This window comes from Pseudomonas emilianonis (assembly GCF_023072625.1).
GTDB lineage: Bacteria > Pseudomonadota > Gammaproteobacteria > Pseudomonadales > Pseudomonadaceae > Aquipseudomonas > Aquipseudomonas paraveronii.
This window is the reverse complement of sequence record NZ_JAKNRV010000504.1, coordinates 1-2,944: the sequence shown is the minus strand read 5'-3', so window position 1 is coordinate 2,944 and position 2,944 is coordinate 1. Positions and strand designations below refer to the sequence as shown.

Below are 2,944 nucleotides of genomic sequence, written 5' to 3'. Positions count from 1 at the left end.
CGGGCTCAACTCGCCCCACGGCTTTGGCGAGGCGATTGCCGCCGAACTGGCGGCCTTGTCGGGCCTGCCGTTCGTGACCGCACCCAACAAATTCGCCGCCCTCTCCGGCCACGAACCGCTGGTGACCCTGCACGGCGCCCTGAAAACCCTGGCCGTGGCCCTGATGAAAATCGCCAACGACCTGCGCTTGCTGGGCTCCGGCCCGCGCGCCGGGCTGGCAGAAGTCAAACTGCCGGCCAACGAACCGGGCAGCTCGATCATGCCCGGCAAGGTCAACCCGACCCAGTGCGAAGCGCTGTCGATGCTCGCCTGCCAGGTCCTGGGCAACGACGTAACCATCGGCATTGCCGCCAGCCAGGGGCATTTGCAGTTGAACGTGTACAAACCGGTGATCATCCATAACCTGCTGGAATCGATCCGCTTGCTGGCCGACGGCTGCAACAACTTCCAGGAACACTGCATCGCAGGCCTTGAGCCCGACGCCGAACAAATGGCCGCGCACCTGGAACGCGGGCTGATGCTGGTGACCGCACTCAACCCGCACATCGGCTACGACAAAGCCGCGCAGATCGCCAAAAAGGCTTACGCCGAAGGCCTGACCCTAAGAGAAGCCGCGCTGGACCTGGGCTACCTGACCGACGAACAGTTCGACCAATGGGTACGCCCGGAAAACATGCTGGAGGCCGGACACTAAGCGCAGCGCAGCACGTGCTTTTGCTTTGCTCTTGCTCTTGCTCTGCTTTTGATCTTGATCTCAGGCGCCCCGTTAAACCACGCTGGCCGAACGCAGGTTTGAATCCGTGGGTAACCCGGCAGGACGCCGGGTTAGCCGTCCTGGGCCAAGGATGGCCCATGACGGCGGCCCACGGATTCAAGCCTGCGTTCGGGCACACCGAGCCTAGGCGAGGTGCCGAGTGGTGGGGCAAGAGCGTTTTGCTTACTTTTGCGCTTTTCAAAAGTGAGCCGCCGTAAGGGCGGAACCCATAGCAGCCGTTACCGCAACAATGGATATGTACTCAACCCAACCCAAAAAAATGGTCGGCCCAGATGCCGCCATCGGGGGCAAGCCCCCTCCCACATTTGGAGCGAGGTGGACCCATTGGATATCTACCGGCTGTAAGACCGTCGTCACAGGCAAACCAGCAGCTCCCACAGATGGAGCCACGTACACCCGAAGAACGCCCAACGCCCACAGGGAGAACAATAAAAATGATCTTCACCCAAGAACACCAGGCACTGCGCCGCACCGTCCGCGCCTTCGTCGACCGCGAGATCAACCCCCACGTCGACGCATGGGAAAAAGCCGGCCGCTTCCCCATCCACGACCTCTTCCGCAAAGCCGGCGACCTCGGCCTACTGGGCATCTCCAAACCCGAACAATTCGGCGGCATGGGCCTGGACTACAGCTACTCGATCGTCGCCGCCGAAGAATTCGGCAGCATCCACTGCGGCGGCATCCCCATGTCCATCGGCGTACAGACCGACATGTGCACCCCCGCCCTCGCCCGCTTCGGCTGCGACGCACTGCGCGAAGAATTCCTGCGCCCGGCCATCAGCGGCGAGCAAGTCGGTTGCATCGGCGTCTCGGAAGCCGGCGCCGGGTCCGATGTGGCCGGGCTGAAAACCCAGGCACACAAGAACGGCGACGACTACGTGATCAACGGCAGCAAAATGTGGATCACCAACTCGCCGAGTGCCGACTTCATGTGCCTGCTGGCCAACACCTCCGACGACAAGCCGCACATCAACAAGTCGCTGATCATGGTGCCGATGAACACGCCGGGAATCAGCGTCAGCCCGCCCTTGGAAAAACTCGGCATGCACAGCTCCGAGACCGCCCAGGTGTTCTTCGACGACGTGCGCGTGCCACAACGCAACCGCATCGGCCACGAAGGCGCAGGTTTCATGATGCAGATGCTGCAATTCCAGGAAGAACGCCTGTTTGGCGCGGCCAATATGATCAAGGGCCTGGAGTACTGCATCGACAGCACGATCGAATACTGCAAGGAGCGCCAGACCTTCGGCAAAGCACTGATCGACAATCAGGTCATCCACTTTCGCCTGGCCGAACTGTCGACCGAAATCGAATGCCTGCGCGCCTTGGTCTACCAGGCCACCGAGCAATACATCAAGGGCCAGGACGTGACGCGCCTGGCCTCCATGGCCAAGCTCAAGGCCGGGCGGCTGGGCCGCGAAGTCAGCGACAGTTGCCTGCAATACTGGGGCGGCATGGGCTTTATGTGGGACAACCCGGTGGCCCGCGCCTATCGTGATGTGCGCCTGGTGTCGATTGGCGGCGGCGCCGACGAAATCATGCTGGGCATTATCTGCAAACTGATGGGCACCCTGCCGGGGAAAAAACCATGAACACTCTGCTGCTCGAACCCCATAACGGTGTGCTGCACATCACCCTCAACCGTCCGCAAAGCCGCAACGCGATGAGCCTGGAGATGGTCAATGAACTGCGCGCGGTGCTGACGCAACTGGACAGCCAGGTCCGCGCACTGGTGATCAGCGGCGCGGCGGGGCATTTCTGTGCCGGGGCGGACGTCAAAGACATGCTCGGCGCGGGCGACAAGGCGCAATTGCAGGCGCTGAACCGCGCATTCGGCACCTTGCTGCAGGAAGTTGAAGCCGTGCCCCAAGTGGTGATCGTGGTGCTGCAAGGCGCGGTGCTGGGCGGCGGCTTTGGCTTGGCGTGCGTCAGTGATATCGCGCTGGCCGATCACCAGGCGCAGTTCGGCTTGCCGGAGACCAGCCTGGGCTTGCTGCCCGCGCAGATCGCGCCGTTTGTGGTCAAGCGGATTGGTTTGACGCACGCACGCCGGCTGGCGCTGACGGCGGCGCGGTTTGATGGGGTCGAAGCTGAACGGTTGGGCGTGGTGCATTTTGTCGAGCGCGATCCGCAGGCGTTGGCCGAACGCCTGGATGAAGTGCTGGGCCA

At 62.4% G+C, this 2,944-nt stretch carries 3 protein-coding genes; all 3 read left to right on the top strand.

Annotated features, from left to right (window positions below):
• On the top strand, positions 1-694 hold a 694-nt coding region (locus L9Z73_RS28390; RefSeq protein WP_247408101.1), incomplete at its 5' end, for a lyase family protein.
• A 515-nt stretch (positions 695-1,209) separates the two neighbouring features.
• Entirely contained in the window at positions 1,210-2,367 is a 1,158-nt protein-coding gene (atuD, locus tag L9Z73_RS28385) for a citronellyl-CoA dehydrogenase (RefSeq protein WP_247408098.1), read from the top strand.
• Positions 2,364-2,944 (top strand): enoyl-CoA hydratase/isomerase family protein (locus tag L9Z73_RS28380; protein WP_247408096.1); only part of this gene is annotated, 581 nt, incomplete at its 3' end. The genes atuD and L9Z73_RS28380, both read left to right, overlap by 4 nt.

Coding starts and splice junctions, on each gene's coding strand:
- atuD (WP_247408098.1), top strand. CDS start 1,210: ATGATCTTCACCCAAGAACACCAGGCACTGCGCCGCACCGTCCGCGCC.